This window comes from Dyella marensis (genome assembly GCF_049532885.1).
Lineage (GTDB): Bacteria > Pseudomonadota > Gammaproteobacteria > Xanthomonadales > Rhodanobacteraceae > Dyella_D > Dyella_D marensis.
In genome coordinates this window covers 1,861,214-1,887,410 of sequence record NZ_CP064029.1, presented here as the reverse complement: position 1 = coordinate 1,887,410, position 26,197 = coordinate 1,861,214, and the positions used below count along the sequence as shown (strand labels likewise).

At 69.0% G+C, this 26,197-nt stretch carries 23 protein-coding genes; 10 read left to right on the top strand and 13 right to left on the bottom strand.

The genetic code is table 11. From position 1 onward, the window contains the following. The first annotated feature begins 6 nt into the window (after nt 1-6). Nucleotides 7-1,437 carry an aldehyde dehydrogenase family protein gene (locus tag ISN75_RS08210; protein WP_343819048.1) on the top strand — a complete coding sequence of 477 codons (1,431 nt, stop codon included), beginning with the start codon at nt 7-9 and terminating at the stop codon, nt 1,435-1,437. A gap of 170 nt (nt 1,438-1,607) precedes the next feature. On the opposite strand, the gene ISN75_RS08205 is transcribed toward ISN75_RS08210, so the two are convergent. Then, nucleotides 1,608-2,477: an AraC family transcriptional regulator N-terminal domain-containing protein gene (locus ISN75_RS08205; protein ID WP_423385144.1), complete on the bottom strand. Its 870-nt coding sequence runs from the start codon at nt 2,475-2,477 to the stop codon at nt 1,608-1,610. A gap of 239 nt (nt 2,478-2,716) precedes the next feature. On the opposite strand from ISN75_RS08205, the gene ISN75_RS08200 reads away from it, so the two are divergent. Next, nucleotides 2,717-3,778 (top strand): NAD(P)-dependent alcohol dehydrogenase, encoded by a 1,062-nt coding sequence (locus ISN75_RS08200; protein WP_167255433.1) that lies wholly within the window; start codon nt 2,717-2,719, stop codon nt 3,776-3,778. A gap of 179 nt (nt 3,779-3,957) precedes the next feature. On the opposite strand, the gene ISN75_RS08195 is transcribed toward ISN75_RS08200, so the two are convergent. Continuing rightward, on the bottom strand, nt 3,958-5,373 hold the full coding sequence (locus tag ISN75_RS08195) for a sugar porter family MFS transporter (protein WP_343819046.1): 1,416 nt from the start codon (nt 5,371-5,373) through the stop codon (nt 3,958-3,960). Between the two features lie 220 nt (nt 5,374-5,593). Between ISN75_RS08195 and ISN75_RS08190 the strand changes: the two genes are divergently transcribed. The 7 genes from ISN75_RS08190 to ISN75_RS08160 all read left to right on the top strand — a co-directional run bounded on the left by ISN75_RS08190 (nt 5,594) and on the right by ISN75_RS08160 (nt 13,281). Continuing rightward, nucleotides 5,594-6,331 (top strand): YdcF family protein, encoded by a 738-nt coding sequence (locus ISN75_RS08190; protein ID WP_343819067.1) that lies wholly within the window; start codon nt 5,594-5,596, stop codon nt 6,329-6,331. A gap of 83 nt (nt 6,332-6,414) precedes the next feature. Further along, entirely contained in the window at nt 6,415-7,845 is a 1,431-nt protein-coding gene (locus ISN75_RS08185) for a phospholipase (RefSeq protein WP_167255441.1), read from the top strand. Between the two features lie 108 nt (nt 7,846-7,953). Beyond that, on the top strand, nt 7,954-8,508 hold the full coding sequence (locus tag ISN75_RS08180) for an RNA polymerase sigma factor (RefSeq protein ID WP_167255443.1): 555 nt from the start codon (nt 7,954-7,956) through the stop codon (nt 8,506-8,508). Continuing rightward, nucleotides 8,505-9,449: a hypothetical protein gene (locus ISN75_RS08175; protein WP_343819043.1), complete on the top strand. Its 945-nt coding sequence runs from the start codon at nt 8,505-8,507 to the stop codon at nt 9,447-9,449. The genes ISN75_RS08180 and ISN75_RS08175 overlap by 4 nt, the downstream gene beginning before the upstream one ends. Then, the gene (locus ISN75_RS08170; RefSeq protein WP_343819041.1) at nt 9,446-10,039 is read left to right on the top strand and encodes a YigZ family protein; all 594 of its coding nucleotides are present in this window, start codon (nt 9,446-9,448) and stop codon (nt 10,037-10,039) included. The genes ISN75_RS08175 and ISN75_RS08170 overlap by 4 nt, the downstream gene beginning before the upstream one ends. A gap of 258 nt (nt 10,040-10,297) precedes the next feature. After that, nucleotides 10,298-11,407, top strand: a complete 1,110-nt coding sequence (locus ISN75_RS08165; RefSeq protein WP_343819039.1) for an acyltransferase — start codon at nt 10,298-10,300, stop codon at nt 11,405-11,407. A gap of 101 nt (nt 11,408-11,508) precedes the next feature. Further along, nucleotides 11,509-13,281: an ABC transporter transmembrane domain-containing protein gene (locus tag ISN75_RS08160; RefSeq protein ID WP_343819038.1), complete on the top strand. Its 1,773-nt coding sequence runs from the start codon at nt 11,509-11,511 to the stop codon at nt 13,279-13,281. A 176-nt stretch (nt 13,282-13,457) separates the two neighbouring features. Here ISN75_RS08160 and ISN75_RS08155 read toward each other — a convergent pair whose 3' ends face one another. From ISN75_RS08155 to ISN75_RS08140, 4 genes are all read right to left on the bottom strand, one after another. Continuing rightward, on the bottom strand, nt 13,458-14,189 hold the full coding sequence (locus ISN75_RS08155) for a copper homeostasis protein CutC (RefSeq protein WP_168647629.1): 732 nt from the start codon (nt 14,187-14,189) through the stop codon (nt 13,458-13,460). Then, nucleotides 14,189-15,214 carry a N(4)-(beta-N-acetylglucosaminyl)-L-asparaginase gene (locus ISN75_RS08150; protein WP_343819035.1) on the bottom strand — a complete coding sequence of 342 codons (1,026 nt, stop codon included), beginning with the start codon at nt 15,212-15,214 and terminating at the stop codon, nt 14,189-14,191. The genes ISN75_RS08155 and ISN75_RS08150 overlap by 1 nt, the downstream gene beginning before the upstream one ends. Before the next feature lie 92 nt (nt 15,215-15,306). Next, complete coding sequence (locus tag ISN75_RS08145; protein ID WP_423385143.1) at nt 15,307-18,321, bottom strand: TonB-dependent receptor; 3,015 nt, start codon at nt 18,319-18,321, stop codon at nt 15,307-15,309. Nucleotides 18,322-18,413: 92 nt separating this feature from the next. Further along, entirely contained in the window at nt 18,414-19,415 is a 1,002-nt protein-coding gene (locus ISN75_RS08140; protein ID WP_168647631.1) for a glucokinase, read from the bottom strand. A 365-nt stretch (nt 19,416-19,780) separates the two neighbouring features. On the opposite strand from ISN75_RS08140, the gene ISN75_RS08135 reads away from it, so the two are divergent. Continuing rightward, the gene (locus ISN75_RS08135) at nt 19,781-20,833 is read left to right on the top strand and encodes a LacI family DNA-binding transcriptional regulator (protein WP_343819030.1); all 1,053 of its coding nucleotides are present in this window, start codon (nt 19,781-19,783) and stop codon (nt 20,831-20,833) included. Nucleotides 20,834-20,905: 72 nt separating this feature from the next. Here ISN75_RS08135 and ISN75_RS08130 read toward each other — a convergent pair whose 3' ends face one another. From ISN75_RS08130 to rlmD, 7 genes are all read right to left on the bottom strand, one after another. After that, nucleotides 20,906-21,112 (bottom strand): cold-shock protein, encoded by a 207-nt coding sequence (locus ISN75_RS08130; protein ID WP_049620931.1) that lies wholly within the window; start codon nt 21,110-21,112, stop codon nt 20,906-20,908. Nucleotides 21,113-21,274: 162 nt separating this feature from the next. Continuing rightward, nucleotides 21,275-22,018 (bottom strand): S-methyl-5'-thioinosine phosphorylase, encoded by a 744-nt coding sequence (locus ISN75_RS08125; RefSeq protein ID WP_343203673.1) that lies wholly within the window; start codon nt 22,016-22,018, stop codon nt 21,275-21,277. Nucleotides 22,019-22,121: 103 nt separating this feature from the next. Next, nucleotides 22,122-22,685 (bottom strand): NAD(P)H-dependent oxidoreductase, encoded by a 564-nt coding sequence (locus ISN75_RS08120; protein WP_167255466.1) that lies wholly within the window; start codon nt 22,683-22,685, stop codon nt 22,122-22,124. 21 nt (nt 22,686-22,706) lie between these two features. Next, nucleotides 22,707-23,267 (bottom strand): hypoxanthine-guanine phosphoribosyltransferase, encoded by a 561-nt coding sequence (locus ISN75_RS08115; protein ID WP_167255468.1) that lies wholly within the window; start codon nt 23,265-23,267, stop codon nt 22,707-22,709. Next, nucleotides 23,264-24,280, bottom strand: coding sequence for a beta-N-acetylhexosaminidase (nagZ, locus tag ISN75_RS08110; protein ID WP_423385142.1), 1,017 nt, complete (start codon nt 24,278-24,280; stop codon nt 23,264-23,266). Before nagZ ends, ISN75_RS08115 begins: the two co-directional genes overlap by 4 nt. Beyond that, entirely contained in the window at nt 24,280-24,807 is a 528-nt protein-coding gene (locus tag ISN75_RS08105; protein WP_167255472.1) for a CYTH domain-containing protein, read from the bottom strand. Before ISN75_RS08105 ends, nagZ begins: the two co-directional genes overlap by 1 nt. 4 nt (nt 24,808-24,811) lie before the next feature. Beyond that, nucleotides 24,812-26,125, bottom strand: coding sequence for a 23S rRNA (uracil(1939)-C(5))-methyltransferase RlmD (rlmD, locus tag ISN75_RS08100; RefSeq protein ID WP_167255474.1), 1,314 nt, complete (start codon nt 26,123-26,125; stop codon nt 24,812-24,814). Nucleotides 26,126-26,197 lie beyond the last annotated feature (72 nt).

The window sequence follows — 26,197 nt, the reverse complement described above, 5'->3', positions numbered from 1 at the left end:
GCCTGCATGCTTGAGAAAAAATATCCCTACTACCTGGCCAACAAGGCGCAGACCTCCAAGGAATGGATGGACGTGCTGGACAAGTACAGCGGCAAGGTCGCCACGCGCGTGGCGGTGCCGGATGCCAAGGCCACCGAGCAGGCGATCGCCGCCGCGGTGAAGGCCGCCGAGCCGATGCGGCAGTTCAAGCCCTGGGCGCGCCAGGCCGTGCTGCAGCATTGCGTGCAGCGCTTTACCGAGCGGCGCGACGAGCTGGCCTATGCGCTGTGCGTGGAAGCGGGCAAGCCGATCAAGGATTCGGCCGGCGAAGTCACCCGCCTGATCGAAACCTTCGGCATCGCCGCCGAGGAAGCGGTGCGCACCAACGGCGAAACCATCAACCTGGAAATCGCCAGGCGGCTCGATGGCTACCATGGCTATACGAAGCGCGTGCCGCTGGGGCCGGTGTCCTTCATCACGCCGTTCAACTTTCCGCTCAACCTGGTGGCGCACAAGGTGGCGCCGGCCATCGCGGCCGGTTGTCCGTTCGTGCTGAAGCCGGCCGAGCGCACGCCGATCGGCGCGCTGATCATCGGCGAGGTGCTGGCGGAAACCGATCTTCCCAAAGGTGCGTTCTCCATTCTGAACCTCGACGGCAAGCACGCCTCGCCGCTGGTGGAAGACCCCCGCTTCAAGCTGCTGTCCTTCACCGGCAGCCAGATCGGCTGGGACCTGAAGACCCGTGCCGGCCACAAGAAGGTGACGCTGGAACTGGGCGGCAATGCGGCCTGCATCGTCGATGCGGACCAGCAGCCGCGGCTGGACCACGTGATCGAGCGGCTGGTGTTCGGCGCGTTCTATCAGTCGGGCCAGAGCTGCATCAGCGTGCAGCGCATCTACGTGCACGAGAGCCTTTACGACGAGCTGAAGAAACGCCTGGTCGCGGCGGTGAAAAACCTGAAGGCCGGCGATCCGAAAAAGAAGGAAACCTTCCTCGGCCCGATGATCGACGAAGCCGCGGCCGAGCGGCTGCATGGCTGGATCGAGGAAGCGCGCAAGGCCGGCGCCAAGGTCCTGTGCGGCGGCAAGCGCAAGGGACCGATGCTTGAGGCCACCTTGATGGAGGGCGTGCCGCGCGACGCGAAGGTCAACCGGCAGGAAGTGTTCGGGCCGTTCGCGCTGCTGGCGCCGTTCAAGACGCTCGACGAAGCGATCGCGATGACCAACGACTCCGACTACGGCCTGCAGGCGGGCATCTTCACCGACAGCCTGGCTCATGCGATGCGTGCGTGGAACGAGCTGGAACAAGGCGGCGTGATCGTCAACGACGTGCCGAGCTTCCGCGTGGACAATATGCCGTATGGCGGCGTGAAGCTGTCCGGCGCGGGGCGCGAAGGCGTGCGCTATGCGATCGAGGATATGACTGAGATTCGGTTGATGGTGATGAGAGAGAGCTGAAAGACAGAACTCTTCTCCCCTCCGGGGAGAAGATGCCGGCAGGCAGATGAGGGGCGGGGCTTGCCATGTAGGATCGACAGGGCGCTGCTCGCGCTCTCTTCCCGCATCTACGCTCCGCCCGGCCCCTCACCCCAACCCTCTCCCCGGAGGGGAGAGGGAGCAGAAGCGGGTCACGCCACGCTTGCTTCCACCCTCAATCGCACCACATCCCGCAGCGGCGGCGCGCCGAAATGCCGGCTGTATTCGCGGCTGAACTGCGACGGGCTTTCATAGCCCACGCGATGCGCCGCAGTCGCCACGTCGCAGCGCTCCGACAGCAACAGCCGCCGCGCTTCCTGCAGGCGCAGCTGCTTCTGGTACTGCAAGGGACTGACCGCCGTCACCGCGCGAAAGTGGTGATGCAGCGACGAGGTCGACATGTTCACCTGCGCCGCCAGATCGTCGATGCGCAACGGCCGCTGATAGTGCTCGCGCAACCACTGGATGGCGCGGGTGATCTGATGCCCCTGGCTGCCCGCCGTAGCGATCTGCGCCAGGCGCGCGCCCTGCTCTCCCGTCAGCAGGCGATACAGCAGCTCGCGTTCCAGCAGCGGCCCCAGCACCGGCAGATCCTGCGGCGTCTCCAGCAGGCGCACCAGGCGCAGCACCGGATCGAGCAGGTCGCCGGTGACCGGGCTCAGCGCAATGCCGCGCGAGGGAGCCGACGCGCGCGCCGCGCGCACTTCGGGCAGCAGCTCGCGCACGCGCGGCAGGTCGAAACGGATCTTGAGGCAGAGGCAAGGCTCGTCCGGCGCCGCGCGCGACACCTGCGCCAGCACCGGCACGTCCACCGAGGTGAGCAGATAGCGGCCCGGCTCGAACACCAGCGCTTCCTGGCCCAGCACGATCTGCTTGGCGCCGCGCAGGGCGATGCCGAAGCTGGGCTCGTACAGGGTGCAGGTGGGCGTACTGGTGGAGTCGGCGCGGAACACCGTGAGCGAGCCCCACGGCGTGTCGTGGGTGCCCTCGCCGGGGGCGTATCGTTCAATCCGCGCTGTCAATTCCTCGCAACATTCCTGCAGGTGCGGCGGGATCGATTCGTATAAAGGCTTGTGCTGCATGGGCTTGCACCGTATAGCGACAGGCGGATTTTGCCTATTTCTACGGCCGCCGGCGACCTTCCCAAACGACTTTGCAGGATCGGGCAACGATCTCGCAGTATCCGGCTAACCGGGCGCGGGAGCGGCGACTCATACTTTTCAGGTCACCAGCCACCCTAATGACCTAGGAGCACGCCCCCATGGCCCTGACCATCCAAGGCTACGCCGCGCAGTCCGCCACCACCCCGCTGGCACCGCACCGCTTCGAGCGGCGCGATCCGCGCCCGGACGACGTGGTGATCGACATCCTGTATTGCGGCGTCTGCCATTCCGACATCCACCAGGCCCGCAACGAGTGGCACAACAGCATCTATCCGATGGTGCCGGGCCACGAAATCATCGGCCGCGTCAGCGCGGTCGGCGCCGAGGTCAGCAAGTTCAAGGTCGGCGACATGGTCGGCATCGGCTGCATGGTCGACTCCTGCCAGCACTGCGGCGCCTGCCACGCCGGCCTGGAGCAGTACTGCGCCGAAGGCGCCACCTGGACCTACAACGGCATCGACCGCCGCGACGGCATGCCGACCTTCGGCGGCTATTCCGAGCGCATCGTGTCGTCCGACAAGTTCGTGGTGAGCATCTCCGACAAGCTCGACCCCAAGGCCGCCGCACCGCTGCTGTGCGCCGGCATCACCACCTGGTCGCCGCTGCGCCACTGGAAGATCGGCAAGGGCAGCAAGGTCGCCATCGTCGGCCTGGGCGGCCTGGGCCACATGGGGCTGAAGTTCGCCAAGGCGATGGGCGCGGACGTCACCCTGTTCACCCGCACGCCGGACAAGGAAGCCGAAGCGCGCCGCCTGGGCGCCGACCACGTGGTGCTGTCCACCGATCCGGCGCAGATGAAAGCGGTGTCGCGTGCGTTCGACTTCATCCTCGACACCGTGCCCAGCCCGCACGACCTCAACCCCTACCTGGAAACGCTCAACATCGACGGCACGCTGTGCCTGGTCGGCCTGCTCGAACCGATCGAACCGGCGGTGGCCGCGCACAACGTGGTGATCGGCCGCCGCGCGATCGCCGGCTCCGCCATCGGCGGCATCGCCGAGACGCAGGAGATGCTCGATTACTGCGCCGAGCACGGCATCGTGTCGGATATCGAGATGATCGATATCCAGAACATCAACCAGGCGTACGAGCGCATGTTGAAGAGCGATGTGCGGTATCGCTTCGTGATCGACCTTGCTTCGCTGAAAAAAGCGGCCTGAATCCCGCCTCAGCCAGCCCCCTCTCCCCGCCGGGGAGAGGGTTGGGGTGAGGGGGACCTACAGAGCGCTGAAGCGGCAACATCAAAGCAAGCGACGCTTCGTCGATCTTCCTCCGCGAGCACCCGCCCCTCATCCGGCTGCCGCCACCTTCTCCCCGGCGGGGAGAAGGGTTTCATTCTTCAGCGCCCCATCTCTTCGAGCTCCATCCCCTTCGTCTCCCGCACCGCCTTCACCACGAACACCAGCGACACCAGCGCGAACAAGGCATACAAGCCATAGGCGAAGCTGAGCCCCAGCTCCGACAGCGCCGGAAAACTGCTGGTGATGATGAAGTTCGCCACCCACTGCGCAGCCGCGGCCACCGCCAGTGCGATCGCGCGGATGCGGTTGGGGAACATCTCGCCCAGCAGCACCCACACCATCGGGCCCCAGCTCAGACCGAAGAACACCACGTAGGCATTGGCCGCCACCAGCGCCACCATGCCCCACGGCGCCGGCAGGCTCAGCACCGCGCCACTGCCGGTGGCCTGCGAGAAGCACCACGCCATCAGGCCCAGCGTCACCGCCATGCCGGCCGAGCCGATCGCCAACAAAGGTTTACGCCCGATGCGGTCGACCAGGGCGATCGCCACCAGGGTCACCAGCACGTTGACCACCGAGGTCACCACGCTGATCGAAAACGCATCGGACTCGCTGAAACCCACCGAATGCCACAGCGTCGACGAGTAATAAAAGATCACGTTGATGCCGACGAACTGCTGGAACACCGACAGCAGGATGCCCACCCACACCACCGGCAGCAGTCCGGCCATGGAGCCGCGCAGGTCGCGCAGGCCGGGGCGGTATTCGGAACGCAGGCTCTGCGCGATGTCATCGAGCTTGTGGCCGAGCGCCTGCTCGTCGTGCAGGTCGAGCACCTGGCGCAGCACCTGCTTCGCTTCGTCCATGCGCCCCTTGGCCACCAGGTGCCGCGGCGATTCCGGCACGCCCAGCACCAGCGAGCCGTAGATCAGCGCCGGCAGCACCGCCACCAGGAACATCCAGCGCCAGGCCTCCAGGCCCAGCCACAGCTTGTGCGCGGCGCCGCCAGCCGTACCGGCCAGCCACGCATCGCTGAGCAAGGCGGCAAAGATGCCCAGCACGATCGCCAGCTGCTGCAGCGAGCCGAGCCGACCGCGCACATAGGCAGGCGAGACTTCGGCGATATAGGTCGGCGCGATCACCGACGCCACGCCCACGCCGACACCACCGACCAGGCGCCACAGCACCAGGTCCCACACGCCGGTCACCAGTCCCGAACCCACCGCGCTCAAGGCAAGCAACACCGCCGCCACTTGCATGGTGCGCACGCGGCCCCAGCGGTCCGCCAGCGGTCCGGCATACCACGCGCCCAGCGCCGAACCGAGCAGCGCGCACGACACCGCGAAACCGATGCTGCCGGCGCCCAGCCCGAAGCTGCCGCGCACCGCATCCACCGCGCCGTTGATCACCGCGGTATCGAAACCGAACAGAAATCCGCCCAGTGCCGCCGCCGCGGCGATCAGCACCACCCGCGCGGTCGCGCGGCCCTCCCCTTCGACCCTCTCTGCCTTCATGCCGCGGCGCTCCCCTTGCCGTATGTCGGAATCAAAATGCCGGAAACAAACCGGGCCGATTCTGCGTTGCGTGCGTGCGCCGCGTCGATGAATACGTATGCAGCTTTTGCTGCCGCGCAACACGTTTTGCATGCGAATCGAGCCGCCATGCGCGCCACGGCGATGTGCGCCGGTTAAGCTGCGCAGCTTCCCCGTGCATTGGAACGAACCGATGTCGCTGATCGTACTGCTGCTGCTCTGCCTGCTCGCATACCTGGCCCGCCGCAAACGCCCGCGGCTGGCCCGCACCCTGGGTGTGATCGCGTTGCTGCTGGTGTTCGCCGTGGGTTGCGGACCGGTGCCGGGCTGGCTGATGCGCGGATTGCAGGGCGACTACGCCAGCGCGCCCTCGTTCCCGTGGGGCGCGCGCAACGCGATCGTGCTGCTGGGCGCCGGCACCTTCAAGGATCCGGCGCACGGCACGCTGGAGCCGAGCTTCTTCGCCGACGGCCGCATTCTCGCGGCGGTGGCGCAGTACCAGTCATGCCACGCCGCAGGCGGAGATTGCAAAGTGCTGGCGAGCGGCGGCGACGCGCAGGGCAACGGCGCGCCCGAGGCCGCGGTCTATCGCGATGCGCTGGTGCATGCCGGCGTACCCGCCGCCGACGTGCTGGTGGAAGACCGCAGCCTCAGCACCTGGCACAACGCGCAGTACAGCAAGCCAATGCTCGCCGCCTACGCGCCCCAGCGCACCGTGCTGGTCACCTCCGGCCTGCACATGCGCCGCAGCCTGCTGTACTTCGCCCATTTCGGCATCGAGCCGGTACCGGTGCGCGGGGACTTGCTCGAGCCGCTGTGGTCGATCTATCCGCTGTCGTGGAATTTCACGGTGGCGGATGCAGCGCTGCATGAGTATGTGGGGATCGCGCGGTATCACGTGTACAACGCGCTGGGGATGAACGCGCCGAAGGTGAAGTAAATGCTCGCCGGGTGGCGCCAGTCGCAGGAAGCGCGACCGCCGGCTGGCATCATCCCTCCTCCAACCTGCAGGACTCGAAGCCCATGACCACCCTCGTCTTCGTCCACGGCTGGAGCGTCACCAACACCTCCACCTACGGCGCCCTGCCGCAGCGACTGCAGCAGCAGGCTTCCGCGCAAGGCATGGGCGTGCGCATCGCGGACCTGTGGCTGTCCAAGTACGTGAGCTTCGACGACTCGGTGACCATGGCCGACCTGGTGCGCGCCTTCGATCACGCGCTGCGCGACCTGCATCTGGATGGCCCGAGCTTCGCCTGCATCACCCATTCCACCGGTGGACCGCTGGTGCGCGAATGGCTGCGTGCGCAGCGCGAGCGGCCGGGGGTGTACAGCACCATCCGGTTGACGCATCTGGTGATGCTGGCGCCGGCGAATTTCGGTTCGGCCTTGGCGCAATTGGGCAAAGGATTGCTGGGGCGCATGCGCTCCGCCTTCGACGGCGTCGAACCCGGGCAGCGCATTCTCGACTGGCTGGAACTGGGCAGCCCCGAATCGCTGTCGCTCAATGTGGACCACATCCACGGCAGCGATCCCGCGGACCAGGGGCAGTTCCTGTTCGTGCTGACCGGCGACCGCCCCGACCGCGCGATGTACGACCACGTCAACAGCTATACCGGCGAGGATGGCTCCGACGGCGTGGTGCGCATCGCTTCCGCCAACCTCAACGCGGCGCACGCCGTGCTCACCTGCAAGAGCAGCGGCGCGAACGCGGACGTGCTGGGCCTGAACCTGGTGCATGCGCCGCGCACGGCGTTCAAGCTGATTCCCGGCGCGTCCCACTCCGGCGAAACGCAGGGCATCATGACCGCCGCGCCCGCCGCCACCATCGACGCCGTGCTGCGCTGCCTGCACGTGGCGGACCGCGCTGGCTACGCGGCGCTGTGCGCTGCCTTCGAGGCGGAGAACCTGCAGCGCGATGCCGACAAGGTGGAACTGGAACCGGTCGGCCCGTTTCCGCCGCGCGTGCATATCCACGATCCACGCAGCCTGCTGATCGTGCGCCTCGCCGACGAGGCCGGCGAAGCGCTGCCGGATACGCGCTTCCTGCTCGCCGCCGGCACGCCGGCCAATCCGGACTGGATGCCGCGCGGCTTCATGCTCGACCGCCAGGCCAACAGCCGCGCGCCGGCGGTGATTTCGTTCTTCCTCAACTACGCGCTGCTCAACGGCGACTCGCGCGTGGCCGATCCGCGCAACAGCCGGCAGACCTTGCGGCCGGTGGCGGATGGACGCCGTCCATATACCGCGCTGATCCAGCCCACCCTGGTCACGGGGCTGGTGCACCATCTGCCGGCATCGACAGTGGACGACCTGTTCGCCGCGCTGGGCCCGCACCAGACCACCGTGCTGGACGTGGTGCTGCCGCGCAAGGTGCACGAGGGCGTGTTCCGGCTGACCCAAAACCTGGCGCCGGAGGATTTCCGCAAGCCTGACCCGGGCGCCGTGATCGGCTGAAGCAACCCCGCCGGCAGCGTGGCGGCGTTGCATGCGGTGATGACGACCTGCGCACCCGCCCTGCCCGCCGCTTACCCGCGCGGCCGATTTCGCTTACCCTCGCCGGCCATGGATACCGCGGTGGACGAGGACGCGACGCTGATGCTGGCCTACGCGCAGGGCGACCTGGCTGCGTTCGAGGCCCTGTACGCGCGCCATCGCGGCACCTTGTACCGCTTTTTACTGCGGGCCTGCCGCCAGCCTGCGGTGGCCGACGAACTGTTCCAGGAAACCTGGAGCCGCGTGATCGCCGCGCGCGAGCGCTACCAGCCGCAGGCGAAATTCACCACCTGGCTGCTGCAGATCGCGCATAACCTGCTGGTGGACAGCTACCGGCGCAAGCGGCCGACGCTGGACGGCGAAGCGGGCGAGCATGCGATCGCGCAGATGGAAGCGCCGCCGCAGGAGCAGCCCGAGCATGCGCTGTCGGATTTCGAACAGCGCCGCCGCCTGCAGCGCGCCATCGAGCAATTGCCGGACGAGCAGCGCGCCGCCGTACTGCTGCGCCTGGAGCAGGAACTGAGCCTGGAGGAGATCGCCGAGGTCACCGGCGTGGGCCGCGAAACCGTGAAGTCGCGCCTGCGCTATGCCATGAACAAACTGCGCGAGCAGCTGGCCGAATGAATACGCAGCTTCCCCCCGACAACGACAACGATCTCCCCGATAAGGGCAGCCTGCCCGGCGAAGACGAGCTCGGCGCGCTGTACCGCAAGCTCCCGCGCAAGGAGCCCGGCCCCGCGCTCGACGCCGCCGTGCTGCGCGCGGCCGCGCAGGCGATCCGCGCCGACCAGCCGGCGGCGGCCAGCGCGCACGCGCCGAAACGGCCGCGCTGGCCGATCGCGCTGGGCAGCGCGGCGGTGCTGGTGCTCGCGGTGGGACTCGGCTGGCGCATGCGCGACATGCCGGCCAGCGTGCCGGCCGCGCAGCCGGGTGCGGTGACGGTGCAGGAAGCGGCGAAACCGGCGGCTCCCACGGTGGCAGCGGCGCCCGCGCCTGCACCGGCGCCCGAGGTCCAGGGCGAAGTTGCGGAAAGCCCTGTTTCCCTGCCTGAGAAAACCGCGCCGCCGGGCATCGTTGCCGCGAGAGTCCGCCAGGCCGATGCCGTGGCGGCAAAGCGTGCGGCTCTTCCCGCTTCCGCCATGCACAACGCGCCGTTGCAGGAGCGGGCCGCGCTCGCCTCCGCGCCGATGGCCGCGGCACCCGCCCCTGCCGAACAGCCCGCCCCTGCCGAACAGCCCAGGCCCGCCGCAGCTGCCGCCGAGCTGCGCGCCTACGCACCGAAACCGGCCGAGCCTGTCGCCCAGGGCTATGCCGCCGACCAGCAGGCCGCGGACCGCCGCGCCGAAGCCGCAGCGGACGTCATGGCGACACCGGCCGCACCGCCGCCCGCCGACGACACCGCCCGCAACGTCAAGGACACTCCCGCGCAGGAACTGGACAAGATCCGCCGCCTGCTCGCCCGGCGGCATCGCGACGAAGCGCGCCAGCGCCTCGCCGACTTCCACCGCGACCACCCCGACTACACGCTGCCCGACGACCTGCGCACGCTGCTGCTCACGCCATGAGCCTGAGCTATACGCTGGCCGGTCCCTGCCAGCATCTGGAAGACATCAAGAAAAGCCGCTTCCTCGCCCAGGCCGCACCGGTGGATACGCCGGAGGCGGCGCTGGCCTTCGTGCGCCAGGTGAGCGACGCGGCCGCCACGCATAACTGCTGGGCCTACCGCATCGGCCAGGACTACCGCTTCAACGACGACGGCGAACCCGGCGGCACCGCGGGGCGGCCGATCCTGCAGGCGATCGAAGGCCAGGGCATCGACCGCGCGGTGGTGGTGGTCACGCGCTGGTATGGCGGTATCAAGCTCGGGGCGGGCGGGCTGGCGCGGGCTTATGGCGGAACGGCGGCGGAGTGCCTGCGCCTGGCCGAGCGCGTGGCGATCGTCGCGATGGCTCGCCTGGGTTTGCAATGCGAATTCGCGGAGCTGGCGCTGCTGAAGGCGCGGCTGAAGGAGTGCGAGGCGCAGATCGAGGAAGAGCGCTTCGGCACCGCTGGTGTCGAGCTGGTGCTGCGGCTGCCGGAAAGCCGCGTGGCGGAAGCGCAGGCGCGAATTGTCGATATCACGCGCGGGCGCGCGGCGGCACGCCGGCTGGATTGAACGCGGAGCCCCCGTAGGTTGGGGTGAGCCGAAGGCGAATCCCAACAGACCGTACCCGTAATCGCACGCGTTGGGGTTCGCTGCGCTCACCCCAACCTACGCCCACCCCGGGAAAGAATGGGCGCACCGCTCCGCCGGCCCCGGCACACGCTTCGCCGACTGCCCGCAAAACGCCACGAAACAGCGCTTGCCACCGCCTCGAGGCATTCCGAGAATCGCGTGCTTCGCACACCGCACCCTCAATGGACTGAACCTGCCATGCACCGCCTGCCCGGCCTCGACCTGCTGCGCGCCATCGCCATCGTGTGGGTGATGCTGTTCCATTCCTACATTGTCGGTGGCCTGGGCGACTCGTGGAGCTGGCTGGAAAACAACGGCTGGGCCGGTGTGGATCTGTTCTTCGTGCTCAGCGGCTATCTGATCGGTTCGCAGTGGCTCAAGCCGCTGGCCGACGGCAGGCCGCCGGCGTTCGGGCGCTTCTATCTGCGCCGCGCGCTGCGCACCATGCCGGCCTTTTTCGCGGTGCTGGCGGTGTACTTCGCGTTTCCTTCCACGCGCGAGGCACCGGGCATCCAGCCGCTGTGGCAGTTCCTCAGCTACACGGTCAATGTCCTGATCGACTACCGGCACAACCAGGCGTTCTCGCATGTGTGGTCGCTGTGCGTGGAAGAACATTTCTACCTGCTGTTCCCGCTGCTGGCCTGGTGGGTGGCGCGGCGCGGTTCGCTGCGTACGTTCGTGGCGCTGTGCCTGTTGCTGCTGGCCGGCGGCATGGCGCTGCGCGGCTGGCTGTGGCTGCACATGGGCGAGCGGCCGTTCGTCGAGGTGATCTACTACCCGACCTGGAACCGGCTCGACGGACTGCTCGCCGGCGTCGTGCTCGCCACCATGCAGGCCTATCGTCCGGCCTTGTGGGCCGCGCTGCAGGCCCGCGCGAATACCGCGCTGCTCGCGGGCCTCGCGCTTACCGGCATCGCGCTGGCGATCTTCCAGGACCGCGCCGGCATGCTCGCCTCGGTGCTCGGCTATCCGCTGCTTTCGTGGGGCCTGGCCTTGATCGTGGCCGCGGCCACCAGCCCGGCCTGCTGGCTGGGCCGCCAGCGCGTGCCGGGCGCGGGCTGGCTGGCGCTGGTCTCGTACAGCCTCTATCTGGATCACAAGCTGGTGTTTCACGCGGTGCAGGGCTGGCTTGCCGCGCATCCGTCGATCCAGGGCGCGGGCGCGTTCGCAATCTATGCAGCCTGCACGCTGGCCGGCGGCGCGCTGCTGCATTACGCGGTGGAAGCGCCGTTCCTGCGCCTGCGCGACCGCCTGCAGCGCCGCCCCGCCGCGCGCCCGGCGCTGGCGCCGACGTCGGCCGGGGCCTGAGCGCCGACGTTGTCGCAGCATCACCCTTTTTGCCATGGGCATGTGATTGAATCACCGATCCGGACCCCCAATGTCCCAACGGTCCAGACCCGGCGAACCCCATGAGCGAATCCCAGGCGAACGACTCCTCCCCCAAGCGCCGGCTCGGCGCGCTGCGCCAGCTCTGGCCCTTCCTCAAGCCGCATCGCGCACTGGCGATCGGCTGGCTGGTGTTCCTGGCCATCTCCTCCGGCTCCACCCTGGTGCTGCCGATGGCGGTGCGCCACATGATCGACCAGGGTTTCGGCGCCTCCAACGCGGCCACCATCAACCTCACCTTCCTGGGCCTGTTCGGCGTGGCGCTGGTGCTGGCGGCGTCCACCGCGGCGCGCTACTTCTGCATCACCCTGCTGGGCGAGCGCGCGCTGGCCTCGATGCGCTCCAAGCTCTATGGACACGTGATCCGGCTCGACGTCGGCTTCTTCGAGCGCAGCCGCGTCGGTGAACTGATTTCGCGCCTGGGCACCGACACCGAAGTGGTGCAGGCGCTGATCGGCTCGGGCATCTCGGTGGCCCTGCGCAGCATGGTCACCCTGGTCGGCGCGGTAGTGGCGATGGTGTGGACCATCCCGCGCCTGGCCGGTTTCACCGCGCTGGTGATCCCCGCGATGATGCTGCCGATCCTGGTGTTCGGCCGCCGCGTGCGCAAACTCTCGCGCGCCAGCCAGGACCGCCTGGCCGACGCCGCCGCGATCGCCAACGAAACGCTCAACGCCGCGCCCGCGGTGAAGGCCTATGCGCGCGAGGACATCGAGAGCACGCGCTACGGCAGCGCCATCACCCGCGCCCTGGCCACCGCGCGCAAGCGCATCGGCACGCGTTCGCTGCTGACCGCGGCGGTGATCGTGCTGATGTTCGGCGCGATCACCCTGGTGCTGTGGATCGGCGCGCGCGACGTGCTGGCGGGCGACCTCACCCCCGGCCTGCTCAGCCAGTTCGTGCTGTATGCGATTTTCGCGGCCGGCTCGGTCGCCGGCCTGGCGGAAGTGTGGGGCGACGTACTGCGCGCGGGCGGCGCGATGGAGCGCATCGGCGAACTGCTCGGCGAGCACGCGGAAGTGACCAGCCCGGCGCAGCCCCAGCCGCTGCCGAAGCCGGTGAGCGGCGCGCTGCATTTCGAGCACGTGGCCTTCCACTATCCCAGCCGCCCGGATGCGCCGGCGCTGCACGATTTCGAGCTGCGCATCCGCCCCGGCGAGACGGTGGCCCTGGTCGGCCCCTCCGGCGCCGGCAAGAGCACGGTGCTGGCCCTGCTGCTGCGTTTCTACGACCCGCAGCACGGCCGCATCACGCTGGACGGCGTCGACCTGCGCGCCCTGGCGCTGCCGGACCTGCGCGGCGCCATCGCCCTGGTGCCGCAGGAAACGGTGATCTTCAGCGGCACCGCCGCCGACAACATCCGCTTCGGGCGCCAGGACGCCAGCGACGACGAAGTGCGCGAGGCCGCGCGCGCGGCCGAGGCGCACGAGTTCATCAGCGCGCTGGATGGCGGCTATGGCTCGGAGCTGGGCGAGCGCGGCGTGCGCCTGTCGGGCGGACAGCGCCAGCGCGTGGCGATTGCGCGCGCGATCCTGCGCGACGCGCCGCTGCTGTTGCTGGACGAGGCGACCTCGGCGCTGGATGCGCAGTCCGAGGCGGCGATCCAGCAGGCGCTGGAGCGGCTGGAGAAGGGACGCACCACGCTGGTGATCGCGCATCGCCTGGCCACCGTGCAGCGCGCCGACCGCATCGTGGTGATGGATGGCGGGCGCATCGTGGCGCAGGGCACGCATGAGAGCCTGCTGGCGGAAGGCGGGCTGTATGCGGAGCTGGCGAAGCTGCAGTTTGCGGCATAGCCACCTACTGGACCCTTCTCCCCGCCGGGGAGAAGGTGGCGGCAGCCGGATGAGGGGCGGGTGCTAGCGACGGAAGATCGACGAAGCGTTGCTCGTGTTTAAGCAGCCGCATCTGCGCTCCGTAGGTCCCCCTCACCCCAGCCCTCTCCCCGGAGGGGAGAGGGGGTAACGGCGCGTCACCCTTGCAGCGCGGCGACCAGCGCGCGCACCTGCTCCACGTCGCTGCGGATCTCGCCGCCTTCCATATCGTGCAGTTCCGGGCGCTGGTGCCGCATGCCGGAAGGCAGCTGGCGCTTGGCCGATGCATGCAGTTCGGTGGCACCGGTCGCTTGCGCCAGCGCAGCGATGTTCTGCGGCGTCACGCCCGCTCCCGGCATCACCGCGATGCAGCCGTCCGACCGCTCCACCAGCCGGCGGATCAGCGGCGCGCCATCCATTGCGCTGGCCCGCGCGCCCGACGTCAGCACCCGCTCGCAACCGAGCGCGATCACGTCTTCCAGTGCCTGCTCCGGATCCGCCGTGAGATCGAATGCGCGATGGAAGGTCACCCCCATCCCGCCCGCGGCGCGCACCAGCGGCTTGCAGCGCTCGCTGTCGACGCGGCCGTCCGCATCGAGCACGCCGATCACCACGCCATCGCAGCCGAGCGCGGCGCAGGTGTCGATATCACGCTGCATCATTTCGCATTCGACGTCGCTGTAGAGAAAGTCGCCCGCGCGCGGACGCACCAGCACGTACAGCGGAATATGCAGGCGCTCGCGCACCATCGCGACCAGGCCGGCGGACGGCGTGAGTCCGCCCAGTTCCAGGCCGGTGCACAGTTCCACGCGCCCCGCGCCGCCTTCCTGCGCGGCCAGCGCGGAGGCGACCGAATTGGCCGCCACTTCGAGCACGTAGCGGCCAGCCATCAGTACACGCTCCTGGACGGGAACAGCGCGTCCTGCTTGCCGCCGTCGCACACGGCGTAGCTGAAACCGGACTGGATCGCGAACGCGCCCACGTCGCCCTCGCGGTTGATGGCGAGGAAACCCACCTGCAGATCCTTCGAAGCCTGCGGGCGCTTCTTGACGATGCGCATCACCGCTTCCTCGCAGGCCTGCTGCGGCGAGCGGCCCTGGCGCATCAGTTCCACCACCAGGAAGCTGCCGGCGTTGCGGATCACTTCCTCGCCCACGCCGGTGGAGGTGGCGCCGCCGACGTCGCCGTCGACATACAGGCCCGCGCCGATGATCGGGCTGTCGCCGACGCGGCCACGCAGTTTCCAGGCCATGCCGCTGGTGGTGCAGGCGCCGGCCAGGCGGCCCTGCGCGTCGATGGCGAGCATGCCGATGGTGTCGTGGTTGTCCTTGCCGCCGGCACCCTTGCCGTAGTCGCGCACTTCGCTGTTGGCGCTGGGCTGGTAGTGGGCGGTCTTCAGCCACTCGTGCCAGGCTTTTTCCGATTCCGGGGTGAGCAGCTTTTCCTTCTTGAAGCCCTGCTCGATCGCAAACTGCTGAGCGCCCTCGCCCACCAGCAGCACGTGCGGGGTGCGTTCCATCACGCGGCGCGCGACCTGGATCGGATGGGCGATGCCTTCCAGCGCGGCGACCGCGCCGCAGCTGCCGTCGCCGTCCATGATGCTGGCGTCGAGGCTGACGTGGCCGTCGCGGTCCGGATAGCCGGCGCGGCCCACGCTGTGATTCTTGAGATCCGCCTCCGGGATCATCACCCCGGCCTCCACCGCGTCCAGCGCGCGGCCGCCCTTGGCCAGCACCGCCCAGGCGGCGAGATTGGCGGGCACGCCGAAGTCCCAGGTGGAGATCACCCGCGGCTTGCGGCCGCCGCTGACGCCGCCGGTGTTGGCCCCGGCCGCTGCCGGCGCGATGCGGGAAGCCAGCGCCGCGGCGGTGACGCCCAGTGCTGCGGTCTTGAGAAAGCGGCGGCGGTCGGCCATCGGGGCGTCTCCAGGCAGAGGGGAAAAATGGTCGCCCGAGAGTACAGGCGAACGCCCGCGGCCGGCATGGTCCGGCCGCGGGACTTTACCGGTCAGAAGTCGTAACTCACGCCGAAACGCACGTAGCGCGGCGACTCCGCCACTTTCACCGTGTCGTACAGGTCGTTGAGCTTGTCCGGCGTATTGCTGCTGTTGTAGCGCGTGTACAGCACCAGCGGACGCTGCTGGTTGAGCACATTGAACACGCTTACATTGAACGCCAGCTTGTGGTCCGCGAAAGCCGGGCGGTAGGTGACGTTGAGGTCGACGCGGTAGGTCCACGGCAGGTCGCCCATCGAGCCGGGCACCGAGGGCTTGCCGTTGCACCAGTGGTAGTACGAGCCGTAGCCGTCGGGCTGCGACTGGTCGGTGCCGTAGAAGCCCAGGCAGTTGTGCGGGCCGCCGGAGGACAGGTTGGCCACGCCGGAGACCATCCATTCCGGCGAGATGCGGTACACGCCGTAGGCCTTGATCTGGTGCGTGCGGTTGTTGCCGAGCACGCCGTTGGCGCGGTCCATCACGTACGAGTTATCCCAGTCCTGGGTTACGCCCACCGAGTCGTTGCCGCGCGACACCTGCAGCAGGCCTTCGGAATTGCCGTAGCTGCGCGAGAACACGTAGCTGATGCGGCCGCCCCAGTTGTCCTTGCCCAGCGGATGCTCCAGGAAGGCCTCCAGCGCGTAGTACTTGCGCTTCGGTCCCTGCGCGAAACCCCAGTCGCCATTGCTCATCGGCACGCGCACATAGCCTTGCGTGGTGAGCACGTCGAAGTCGTTGGTCTTGCCGGGATTGAAGATGTAGCAGGCGCCACGGTTGGCGGTGATCTGGTCGTCGGTGAGGTTGTACATCGCCTTGGTCTTGGCGATGAGCAGGTTGGAGCTGTCGCAGACGTCGTCGGAGATCTGCCGCAGCACGCGGAAGGTGCCCTTCACGCCGGTGATCCACTCCGGCGTGATCGCCTTGGTGGCGCCCAGGATGAACTCGTCCTGGTATTCCGCGCCCAGGTTGGTGGAGGCCACCGTGCGCGGATCGGGCGCCTGGCCGGTATGGCCGTTGACGTCGTAGTAGCCGAACGGCGTCAGGCCGGTGGGCATGCCGTTGGAGTCGATGCCGGTATAGGTGTAGTAGCTGCGGTTCCAGGCGTAGCCGGTGGCGCCGTCGTACGCGGTGTTGTTGTTGATCGCCAGGTAGTAGCGGCCGGCGTTGCCGTAGACCTTCAGGCTGGCGTCGCCGTACACGTCCCAGCTGAAGCCCAGGCGCGGCGACCAGTTATGGTTCTGCGAAGTGAATTTCTGCCCGCTGTTGTTGTAGTTGGCGAAGGCGTCGTTGCGCAGGCCGATGTTGAGCAGGAAGCGGTCGGTCACCTGCCAGGTGTCTTCGATGTACTGCGCGTGCTCCACGGTCTTGACGCCGGCCGCGCCGGTGACCACTTCCTTCATCACGTAGTAGCCGTTGCCGCCCGGCGCGCCGATGCCGTTGGCCGGGTCGACCGGCGCGCTGGCGTCGTTGTTGTGCGCATAGGTCCAGGTCAGGCTGTTGCTGCCCTGGTCGATGGTGCGCGGGGTCTGGTCGTCGATGCCGGCATTGAGCTTGTGGTCGCCCAGGCGCCATTCCAGGTCGATGCGCAGATTGGTGTTCTGCGACCCCTGGGTGGGCGCCGGCACCGAGAACGTCGACTGCGTATTGCCGATCGGACGGCCGCCGGTGAGCGCGAGGTTCTGGTCCTGGATGTTCTGCAGGTACGGCAGGTTCGGGTCGTAGCTGACCGGCGCCGAATAGTCGTGCAGGCGCATCTTGCCGTACATCGCGCTCAGCGTGATGTTGTCGGCGAGATAGCCGGTGTACTTGACGATGTAGGCATCGCCGCCGGTCTTGGTGCGGTCGGAGTACGACTGGAAGGCGCCCGCGCGGTGCGTGTCGTAGTCGAACGCGTAGTTGCTGCCGGAACCGTGCTGCTCGCTCTGGATGCCGGTGAGTTCGAGCAGGTGGTTGTCGGTGATGTTCCAGTTGAGCTTGGCGTACCACTTCGGCGTGCGGTAGCTGTAGTTGCTGCGCGAGGGGCTGCTGGCGTCGCTGGTGGAGGTGTTGCTGCCCTGCTCCTTGTCGGCCTCGGCGGCGACGAAGAAGTACAGGCGGTCCTTGATCAGCGGGCCGCCGACGTAGGCGCTGTAGGTGGTGCGCCAGGATTTGTCGTCCTGGCGGTACTGGTACAGCTTGCCGGCGTAGCGGTTGCGCGCGTAGACGATGTCGTCCGGCGAGGACATCAGCGAGCGCGGCGTCCACTGCGCCTGCGCGCCGAAATGCCACTCGTTGGTGCCACTCTTGCCCACCTGGCTCAACACGCCACCGTCGGAGCGGCCGTACATCGAGCTGTAGCCGCCGGTCAGCACTTCCTGCTGGTCGATCGCGCCGTAGGGCAGCTGCAGCGCGCCCTGGCCCTTGTACGGGTCGGTCGTGTTGAAGCCGTTGATGTAGTACGCGTTCTCCGCGCCGGACGCGCCGCCGAAGGAGACCAGGTCGCCGCCGCCGCCGATGCGGCTGGTGAAGTTGGACCCGGAAGTGACCGTGCCCGGCGCCAGCAGGGCGATGTCCTCGGCGGTGCGCGACAGCGGCAGCGCGTCCAGCTGCTGCGCGGTGATCACGGTGCGCGAATCCACGCTGCTCACGTCGATCGGCGGCAGCGCGCTGGCGGTGACCTGCACGCCCTGCAGATTGGTGGCGCCCGCCGCGGCGGTGCCGGCGAAATCGACCTGGGTGCCGCTGCTGACGCGCAGCGAAACCTGGTCGCGCGTGGCCACCACGGCGCCCTGCCGTTCCAGCATCACCTTGTAGTTGCCCACCGGCAGCGCGCCGGCCTGGTAGCGGCCGTCCGCGCCGACCGGGATGCGGCGCGACACACCGTTGTCGCCCTGCACGATCACCGTGCTGCCGGCGGCATCGCTGCCAGCATTGCCGAAGATCGAACCGGTGGTCGCCTGCGCGAAGACCGTGCCGCTCAGGGCCAGGCCCAGCACGCACGCCAGGATATTGCGGGACAGCTCGTGCCCCCGATGCTTGCTTGCCAACATGCCTTCACCTCCCAATGAATGTTGTTGTCAGGTCCCGTCCACGCGATCGGCGGCGGGCTTGGTTCGCTGCGCGGGCGCCGGGCCCGCGCCTTTCAGGCCTCGTCGCGCGCGGCCAGGCCGGCCGCGCCCAGCACGCCCAGGCGGCCGTGTTCGATCAGCCGCACGGGTACGCCGGCGAGGAACCCGCGCATCACGCCCTTGTTGAAGAAGCGCTCGCGGAACGCGCTTCGCGGCAGGAATTCGCGCAGTTGCGGCAGGATGCCGCCGGCCAGGTACACGCCGCCGGAGGCCTTGAACAGCACGGCCAGGTCACCGACGAAACCGCCGAGCATGGCGCAGAAGATGTGCAGGGTGTCGAGCGCGAGCGCATCGCCGCCGTCGAGCGCGGCGGCGCTGATCTGTTCGGGCTGCGTGTGGATCGCCGGCAACCCGTCCAGTTCGGCAACGGCGCGGTAGAGATTGACCAGGCCCGGGCCGGACAGCGCGTGGCCGGTGTGCACGTAGTCGCGGCCGCGCCCGAGCAGCCGCAGCAGGGCCATCTCGCGCTCGTTGCCCGGCGCCAGCGCCACGTGGCCGCCTTCGCTGGGCAGCACGGTGGCGCCGTTCCCGTCCGGCAGCAGCAGCGCGCAGCCCAGGCCGGTGCCGGGGCCGACCACCGCGACGGGGCCGGCGGCCGCGGGCGCGTCGATCACCGCCAGGCTTTCGCCGGCGCCGAGATATTGCGTGGCATAGGCCAGCGCCTCGAAATCGTTGACCACACGCAGGCTGCGCAGGCGCAGGCGTTCGCGCAGCTCGGCCAGGCGCACGGGCCAGCGCAGGTTTTCCGCCACCAGTTCACCGTCGCGCACATAGCCGGCGACGGCGATGGCGGCTTCGTCCACGGCATGGCCGGGATGGCGGGCGAGGAAGTCGGCGAAGATCTCGGCCAGGCCCGGCCAGTCGGCGCCCGCATAGCGCTCGTAGGCCAGCACGCCGCCGGCGCCGGCCGGCGCCGCGGCATCGACCAGGCCGATGCGCGCATGCGTGCCGCCCACGTCCGCCGCCAGCATCACCCGCGGCTCAGGCGCCACGGCTCCCCACGCACGATCCCGCATCGATGCTCCCCGTCATTGCTCCGACACGGCGGTGCCGTGTCGCTGTCATCGGATCGATGCTAAGGCGGAATGGTAACGTTATCAACGGTTGCTGGAGATACGGCCGAGGCTCGGCCGTGCGCTGGGTCACAACCATCCGCGCTGGTCGCTTACTCCTTATATATATGGAGTAATGCGTCATCCCGGGCGGCGCCGGCGGCCTGAAGCGGGATCCTTGCCGCCCACGCCGCGCGGCGCGAACGTCGATTCGATCCGCCTCATTCTTGGTAACGCTACCTGCGATGGCCGCATGGAACGGAAGTCGCGTCGCCCGCGCGCCGCCGCTTGGGCTAGGATGGAACGTCGCCGCCAGGGGGAGCGTTGCGTTGCGTAGGCCCACGATCAAAGACGTCGCCAGCCTTGCCGGCGTGTCGCCCATGACGGTGTCGCGCGTGATCAATCTCGAGCCGACCGTGCATGCCGACACCGTGCAGAAAGTGCGCCGCGCGATCGAGACCCTGCACTACCGCCCCGACGCCACCGCGCGCAGCCTGCGCGGCACCCGCTCGTTCACCATCGCCCTGGTCTACGACGACAACCCCAACGCCAACTACATCCTCAGCCTGCAGAACGGCGTGCTCGGCGCCTGCCGCGAGCGCGGCTACGAGCTGCTGATCTATCCCTGCGACCCGCGCTCGCCGCGCCTGGTCGACGAACTGTCCCTGCTGGCCAAGAACGCGCGCCTGGCCGGGCTGGTGCTGACCCCGCCGATGTCGGAGAACGCCCGCCTGCTGGCCAAGCTCAAGGCCAACGACGTGGCCTATGCGCGGATCATCGCCGCGCGCGGCGACCCGAAGGACGGCGCGCCCTGCGTCTACGTCGACGACCACAAGGCGGCGTACGCGATCACCGCCTACCTGATCCAGCTCGGCCACACCGCCATCGCCTTCCTGTGGGGCGACCCGCACTACCGCTCCAGCCCGGAGCGCTACGAGGGCTATGCGGACGCGATGAAGGAGCACGGCATTCCCGTGCGCAAGAAATACGTGCTGGAAGGCACCTACACCTTCGAGGACGGCTTCCGCCGCGCACGCAAGCTGCTGGCCGGCAAGGACGCGCCCAGCGCGATCTTCGGCAGCAACGATGAGATCGCCGCCGGCGCGCTCGCCGCCGCGCGCTCGGCGGGGCTGGACGTGCCGTGGGACCTTTCCATCGCCGGCTTCGAGGACAACCCGTTCTCGCGCCAGGCCTGGCCCGCGCTCACCACCGCCAGCCAGTCGACCAGCGAGATCGGCCGGCATGCGGCCTCGCGCCTGCTGGAGCAGCTGCAGAAGGGCACCCTGCCCGGCAGCGAGCGCTTCGTGCCGGAGCTGGTGATCCGCGGCTCCACCGCGCCGCCGCGGACGGAACGCCGCGCGCCGGCCGCAGCCGGCGCATAAAAAAATCCCGCATCTTGCGATGCGGGATTCTTTCTATCTAACCGGTGGCCGACGCAACGCCGGCGCGGCGGATCAGCCTGCGATCTCGACGCCCGAAGCCTGGGCACCCTTCGGGCCCTGAGTCACTTCGAACTTCACGCGCTGGCCTTCCTGCAGGCTGCGAAAGCCCTTGGAGTTGATCGCCGAAAAGTGGACGAACACGTCCTCCCCACCGTCCTCAGGCGCGATGAAACCAAAGCCCTTGGCGTCGTTGAACCACTTGACCGTACCGAAACGCATTGCGTGAACCTCTGAATCATGGATTGGATGCACCATGGCTTCCTGCAGAACCACCACAACCCCTTGGTTCGCCGCCCCTGGCACGGGCGGAAGTATCAACATGTTTCAGGTCAAAGCGCAATATGCGGGTGCGTATAGCGCGGACGGGGTAGGCCGGACTGCTCAAGCTTTGAGCAAGGCTTCGAGAATCCGGGGCACTTCCGCGGTCGCTGCCTTAAGGTGCGCGAAAATCTCGTCAATGCTGATCTCGGCCTCGTCGCCGCAGCCGGCGGCGAAATTCGCCACCAGGGCCAGGCAGGCGTAAGCCAGTTCCAGCTCGCGCGCCAGGGCGGCTTCGGGCATGCCGGTCATGCCGACCAGGTCGCAGCCGTCGCGCTTCATGCGCGCGATCTCGGCGCGCGTCTCCAGGCGCGGCCCCTGGGTGGCGCCGTAGCAGCCGCCATCGATCACCGCGATGCCGGCCTGCCCCGCCGCATCCACCAGCCGGCGGCGCAGCGCCCCGGTGTACGGCTCGCTGAAGTCGATGTGCTTTACCTCGGCGCCTTCGACGTCGCAGAAGCTGGTGTAGCGGCCGTGCGTGTAGTCGATGACCTGGTCCGGCACCACGATGGCGCGCGGCCCCATATCGTCGCGGATGCCGCCGACGGCATTGACGCCGATCACAGTTCGCGCACCGAGCGAATGCAGCGCCCACAAATTGGCACGGTAATTGACGCGATGCGGCGGCACGCCGTGGCTCTCGCCGTGGCGCGCCAGGAAGGCCACGCGCTTGCCGGCGAAGTCGCCGATCACCACGTCGGCCGAGGTCTTGCCGTAAGGGGTGTCGACGCCGTGGCGCGTGGTGTTCTCAAGGCCCGGGAAGCTGTAGAGGCCGCTGCCGCCGATGACGGCCAGATCGATAGTCACGGTGAGGTCTTCCTTCGTTTCGTACGGCGTAGGTTGGGGTGAGCGCAAGCGAACCCCAGCGCGGGGGTTGGCAGCCAGGGGCAACATTGGGGTTCGCTTGCGCTCACCCCGACCTGCCCGTCTCTGCCGCCAGCCGCGTGGCGAAAGCCTGCAGGTGGCGCGCCAGCGCCTCGCGCGTGCGCTCGTCGGCAAGCTGCCCGTCGATGATCTTGGTGTGCGCCTGGAACACCAGCACGTCGCCCTGCGGCTCGGTGCGCGCGCCGGCGCGGCGCAGCACCAGGCGCAGCGAGTCCTGCGCGCGCACGGTGCCGGTGGCGCCGGGGCTGGCGCCGACGATGCAGACGAGCTTGCCGGCCAGCACCGCGGCCTTGCGCTCATGGCCGGGCCGCGAGATCCAGTCGATCGCGTTCTTCAGCACGCCGCTGATGCCGCCGTTGTATTCCGGGCAGGCCAGCAGCAGGCCGTCGGCCGCCTCGACCGCGTCCTTCAAGGCCTTGACCGGCGCGGGGTCGCCCTGCTCTTCCACGTCCTGGTCGAACAGCGGGATGTCGTGCAGGCGGTGCACGCCGATGGCCATGCCGGCCGGCGCGAGCTGCTGCGCGGCGTGCAGCAGCGCGGTGTTGAACGAAGCGGCGCGCAGGCTGCCGGAGATGCCGAGAATGTTCACGCGTTTCCCTTGCGGCGCCGCTCAGCGCAGCGCGTAGATGCCGGGCAGGTTGCGGCCCTGCTCGTAGTAGTCCATGCCGAAGCCGAACACGTAGCGGTCCGGCAGCTCCACGCCGTTGAAGTCGGCGGCGATGCCTTCGACCAGGCGGTCGTGCTGCTTGCTGCACAGCGAGACCACCAGCACGCGGCGCGCGCCGCGGCGCAGGCAGTCGTCGCGCACGGCCTTGAGGGTGTGGCCTTCGTCGAGGATGTCGTCGACCAGCAGCACGGTGCGGTCCACCAGCGACACCTGCGGCTCGCGCAGCCAGTGCAGCTCGTTGCCGGTGGTGGCGCCGCGGTAGCGGGTGGCGTGCACGTAGTCGAACTCGACGTCGGTGCGGATCGCCAGCGCCAGATGCCCGCCGAACACCAGCGCCCCGTTCATCACGGTGAGGAACACCGCGCGCTCGCCGTCGAGCGCGGCGTCGATGCGCCGGCCCATGTCGGCGATCACGCCTTCCAGCGTGGCGCGGTCGAACAGCAGGTCGGCGTTGGCCAGGGCGTCGGCCAGCGGGGGAATGGTGCGGGTCGCGTCGGTGCTCATGCCTTGCCTTCCTCGGCGTCCAGCGCCGTGATGCGCGCGATGAAACGCTCGCGCTGCGGGTTGTCGGTCAGTCCTTCCCAGGTGGCGCCCAGCGCGCCGCGCAGCGCGGCCAGGCGCTCCGGCGCGGCGGCGGCGCGGCCCCGCACGGCGGCGATGGCCTCGTCCACCACGTCGGGGAAGCAGGCCAGCACCAGGTCGCAGCCGGCGTCCAGGTGCGCGGCCACGCGGGCGGCCGCGCCGCCGGCCGCGCCGGCGGCGGCCATGCTGATGTCGTCGCTGATCACCGCGCCGCGGAAACCCAGCTCGCCGCGCAGCACCTGCTGGATCCACACCGTGGAGAAACCGGCCGGCTGCCCGTCGACGGCCGGATAGACCACGTGGGCCATCATCACCGCCTCGACCCGCGCCTCGATGCCTTCGGCGAACGGGTGCAGGTCCTCGCGGCGGATCTGCTCCAGCGGGCGCGGATCCACCGCCGCCGCCTTGTGCGTGTCCACCGCCACCGAGCCATGCCCGGGAAAGTGCTTGAGCACCGCCGCCATGCCGCCCAGGTGCATGCCGCGCACGTAGGCCTGGCCCAGTTCGGCGGCCACCGCGGGGTTGGCGTGGAAGGCGCGCGTGCCGATGGCGGCATTGCCGCGGGCCAGGTCCACCACCGGCGCGAAGCTGAAATCCACGCCGATCGCGCGCATCTCGCTGGCCATCACCCAGGCGTGTTCCTCGGCCAGGCGGACCGCCTCGTCGGGGTTGCGCTCATACACCGCGCCGATGCGCGCCAGCGCCGGCAGGCGGGTGAAGCCGTCGCGGAAGCGCTGCACCGGGCCGCCTTCCTGGTCGACCGCGACGAGGAAGTCCTCGCCGGCCACCTCGCGGATCGCTTCGATCAGCGCGCTCACCTGCTCGCGCGAGGCGAAGTTGCGCGCGAACAGCAGCACGCCGGACACGCCCGGCGCCACCAGCTGGCGGCGCTCGCCTTCGCTCAGTTCCAGTCCGGCCAGGCCGATCATCAGCATCAGGCTTGCTCCTCCGCGTCGTCGGCAGCGCGTTCGGCCGCGGTCCACCGCGCGTACGGATGCTCGATCAGGTTGACGTTGTAGTAGCGCGCCAGCGCGCTCACCTCGCGCCCCAGCCAGGCGGGACGGGGGAACGGCGCGTCCGGCGCGTCGAGCTCCACTTCGGCGACCACCAGGCCGGCGTTGTCGCCCAGGAATTCGTCGATCTCGAACGTTACGCCGTCCACGGTGACGAGGTGACGAAACTTCTCCAGCACGCCGCCGCACAGGCGCGCCAGCAGGGCCTCGGCGTCGGCTACCGGAATGGGGTATTCGAATTCGGCCCGCTGGATGCCCAGCTCCGCCGACTTGATGTTGAGCCAGGCCCGCTCGCCGGCGATGCGCGCGCGCACCGAGGCGCGCGCCAGCCCCGCGCGCAGCGCTTCGGCGCCGACCAGATAGCCCTGGGCGATGCGTTCGCTGCTGCCCGCCTGCGCGCGCCAGCCGTCGCCGCGCAGAAGAAACTTGCGTTCGATCTCCACGCCCATGGCGTCAGCCGCGCTCGAACAGGGCGATGGATTCCACGTGCGCGGTGTGCGGGAACATGTCCATCACGCCGGCGGCGCTGAGCCTGAAGCCGTGCTTCTGCACCAGGATGCCGGCGTCGCGCGCCAGCGAGCCGGGGTGGCAGGACACGTAGACGATGCGCTGCGTCTCGCGGTGCGGCAGGTACTCCAGCACCTTGTCCGCGCCGGCGCGCGGCGGATCGAGCAGCAGCTTGTCCCAGGCCTGGCGCGCCCACGGCGCGTCGCGCTGGTCGTCGAACAGGTTGGCGACTTCGAAGCGCGCGTTGCCGAGGCCATTGCGCATGGCGTTCTGCGCCGCGCGCTCGACCAGGCCGTGCTCGCCTTCCACGCCGACCACCTCGGCCACGCGGCGGGCGATCGGCAGGGTGAAGTTGCCGAGGCCGCAGAACAGGTCCAGCACGCGGTCGGTAGGCTGCGGATCGAGCAGCTCCAACGCGCGCGCCATCATGCGGCGGTTCATGCCGGCGTTGACCTGCACGAAGTCCAGCGGACGGAATTCCAGCTCCACGTCGGGCACGCCCTCGCCCGCCTCGACGCGGAAGGCCAGGCGCGGCTGCTCCGGCCACAGCGGATGCACGCTGCTGATACCGCCGGGCTGCAGGTAGATGGCGAAAGCGTGGGCCTGGGCGAAGGCCGTCAGCTTGGCCAGGTCCGAGTCGCTCAGCGGCTTGAGATGGCGGAACACCAGGGCGACGGTGTCGTCGCCCGCGGCGAATTCGATCTGCGCGATATCGCCGGCGGCTTCCAGCGACCCGACCAGTTCGCCGAGCAGGCCGATCTTCGGCCCCAGCGCCGGATGCACCACTTCGCACTGCTCGATGTCGGCGACGAAGCGCGGGTTGTCTTCTTCGCGGAAACCGACCAGCACGCGGCCCTTCTTCACCACGTTGCGTACCGACAGGCGGCCCTTGCGGCGATACGCCCAAGGCTGGTCGGTGAGCGGCGGCAGCCACGCGGCCGGCGCCACCTTGCCGATGCGCTCGAAGTTCTCGGCCAGCACGCGCTGCTTGGCGGCGATCTGCGACTCGGCATCCAGGTGCTGCAGCGCGCAGCCGCTGCACTGGCCGTAGTGGCGGCAGCGCGGTTCGACGCGGTGCGGCGAGCGCGTGCGCAGCTCCACCACTTCGGCTTCGTCGAAGCTGCGGTGGCGGCGGCGGATGCGCAGCAGCACCTCTTCGCCGGGCAAGGCGCCGGAGACGAATACGGCCTTGCCGTCGATGCGGGCGACGCCGCGGCCATCGTGGCTCAGATCGGTGATGGTGGCTTCGAACTCTTTCATCGTGACCCTGAAGCAAGCGCGCCCGGATCATGCGGTCCGGGCGGCGCGGAAAAAAACAGATGAAGCGCGCGG

What these genes read in the sequence shown, in the direction of transcription:
- ISN75_RS08130 (WP_049620931.1), bottom strand. Translation starts at nt 21,112, where the DNA reads ATGCGTTTCGGTACGGTCAAGTGGTTCAACGACGCCAAGGGCTTTGGT.
- ISN75_RS08105 (WP_167255472.1), bottom strand. Translation starts at nt 24,807, where the DNA reads ATGGGCGTGGAGATCGAACGCAAGTTTCTTCTGCGCGGCGACGGCTGG.
- nagZ (WP_423385142.1), bottom strand. Translation starts at nt 24,280, where the DNA reads ATGCTGATGATCGGCCTGGCCGGACTGGAACTGAGCGAAGGCGAGCGC.
- ISN75_RS08145 (WP_423385143.1), bottom strand. Translation starts at nt 18,321, where the DNA reads ATGTTGGCAAGCAAGCATCGGGGGCACGAGCTGTCCCGCAATATCCTG.
- ISN75_RS08185 (WP_167255441.1), top strand. Translation starts at nt 6,415, where the DNA reads ATGACCACCCTCGTCTTCGTCCACGGCTGGAGCGTCACCAACACCTCC.
- ISN75_RS08170 (WP_343819041.1), top strand. Translation starts at nt 9,446, where the DNA reads ATGAGCCTGAGCTATACGCTGGCCGGTCCCTGCCAGCATCTGGAAGAC.
- ISN75_RS08210 (WP_343819048.1), top strand. Translation starts at nt 7, where the DNA reads ATGCTTGAGAAAAAATATCCCTACTACCTGGCCAACAAGGCGCAGACC.
- ISN75_RS08175 (WP_343819043.1), top strand. Translation starts at nt 8,505, where the DNA reads ATGAATACGCAGCTTCCCCCCGACAACGACAACGATCTCCCCGATAAG.
- ISN75_RS08150 (WP_343819035.1), bottom strand. Translation starts at nt 15,214, where the DNA reads ATGGCCGACCGCCGCCGCTTTCTCAAGACCGCAGCACTGGGCGTCACC.
- ISN75_RS08155 (WP_168647629.1), bottom strand. Translation starts at nt 14,189, where the DNA reads ATGGCTGGCCGCTACGTGCTCGAAGTGGCGGCCAATTCGGTCGCCTCC.
- ISN75_RS08115 (WP_167255468.1), bottom strand. Translation starts at nt 23,267, where the DNA reads ATGAGCACCGACGCGACCCGCACCATTCCCCCGCTGGCCGACGCCCTG.
- ISN75_RS08180 (WP_167255443.1), top strand. Translation starts at nt 7,954, where the DNA reads ATGGATACCGCGGTGGACGAGGACGCGACGCTGATGCTGGCCTACGCG.
- ISN75_RS08200 (WP_167255433.1), top strand. Translation starts at nt 2,717, where the DNA reads ATGGCCCTGACCATCCAAGGCTACGCCGCGCAGTCCGCCACCACCCCG.
- rlmD (WP_167255474.1), bottom strand. Translation starts at nt 26,125, where the DNA reads ATGAAAGAGTTCGAAGCCACCATCACCGATCTGAGCCACGATGGCCGC.
- ISN75_RS08195 (WP_343819046.1), bottom strand. Translation starts at nt 5,373, where the DNA reads ATGAAGGCAGAGAGGGTCGAAGGGGAGGGCCGCGCGACCGCGCGGGTG.
- ISN75_RS08165 (WP_343819039.1), top strand. Translation starts at nt 10,298, where the DNA reads ATGCACCGCCTGCCCGGCCTCGACCTGCTGCGCGCCATCGCCATCGTG.
- ISN75_RS08140 (WP_168647631.1), bottom strand. Translation starts at nt 19,415, where the DNA reads ATGCGGGATCGTGCGTGGGGAGCCGTGGCGCCTGAGCCGCGGGTGATG.
- ISN75_RS08160 (WP_343819038.1), top strand. Translation starts at nt 11,509, where the DNA reads ATGAGCGAATCCCAGGCGAACGACTCCTCCCCCAAGCGCCGGCTCGGC.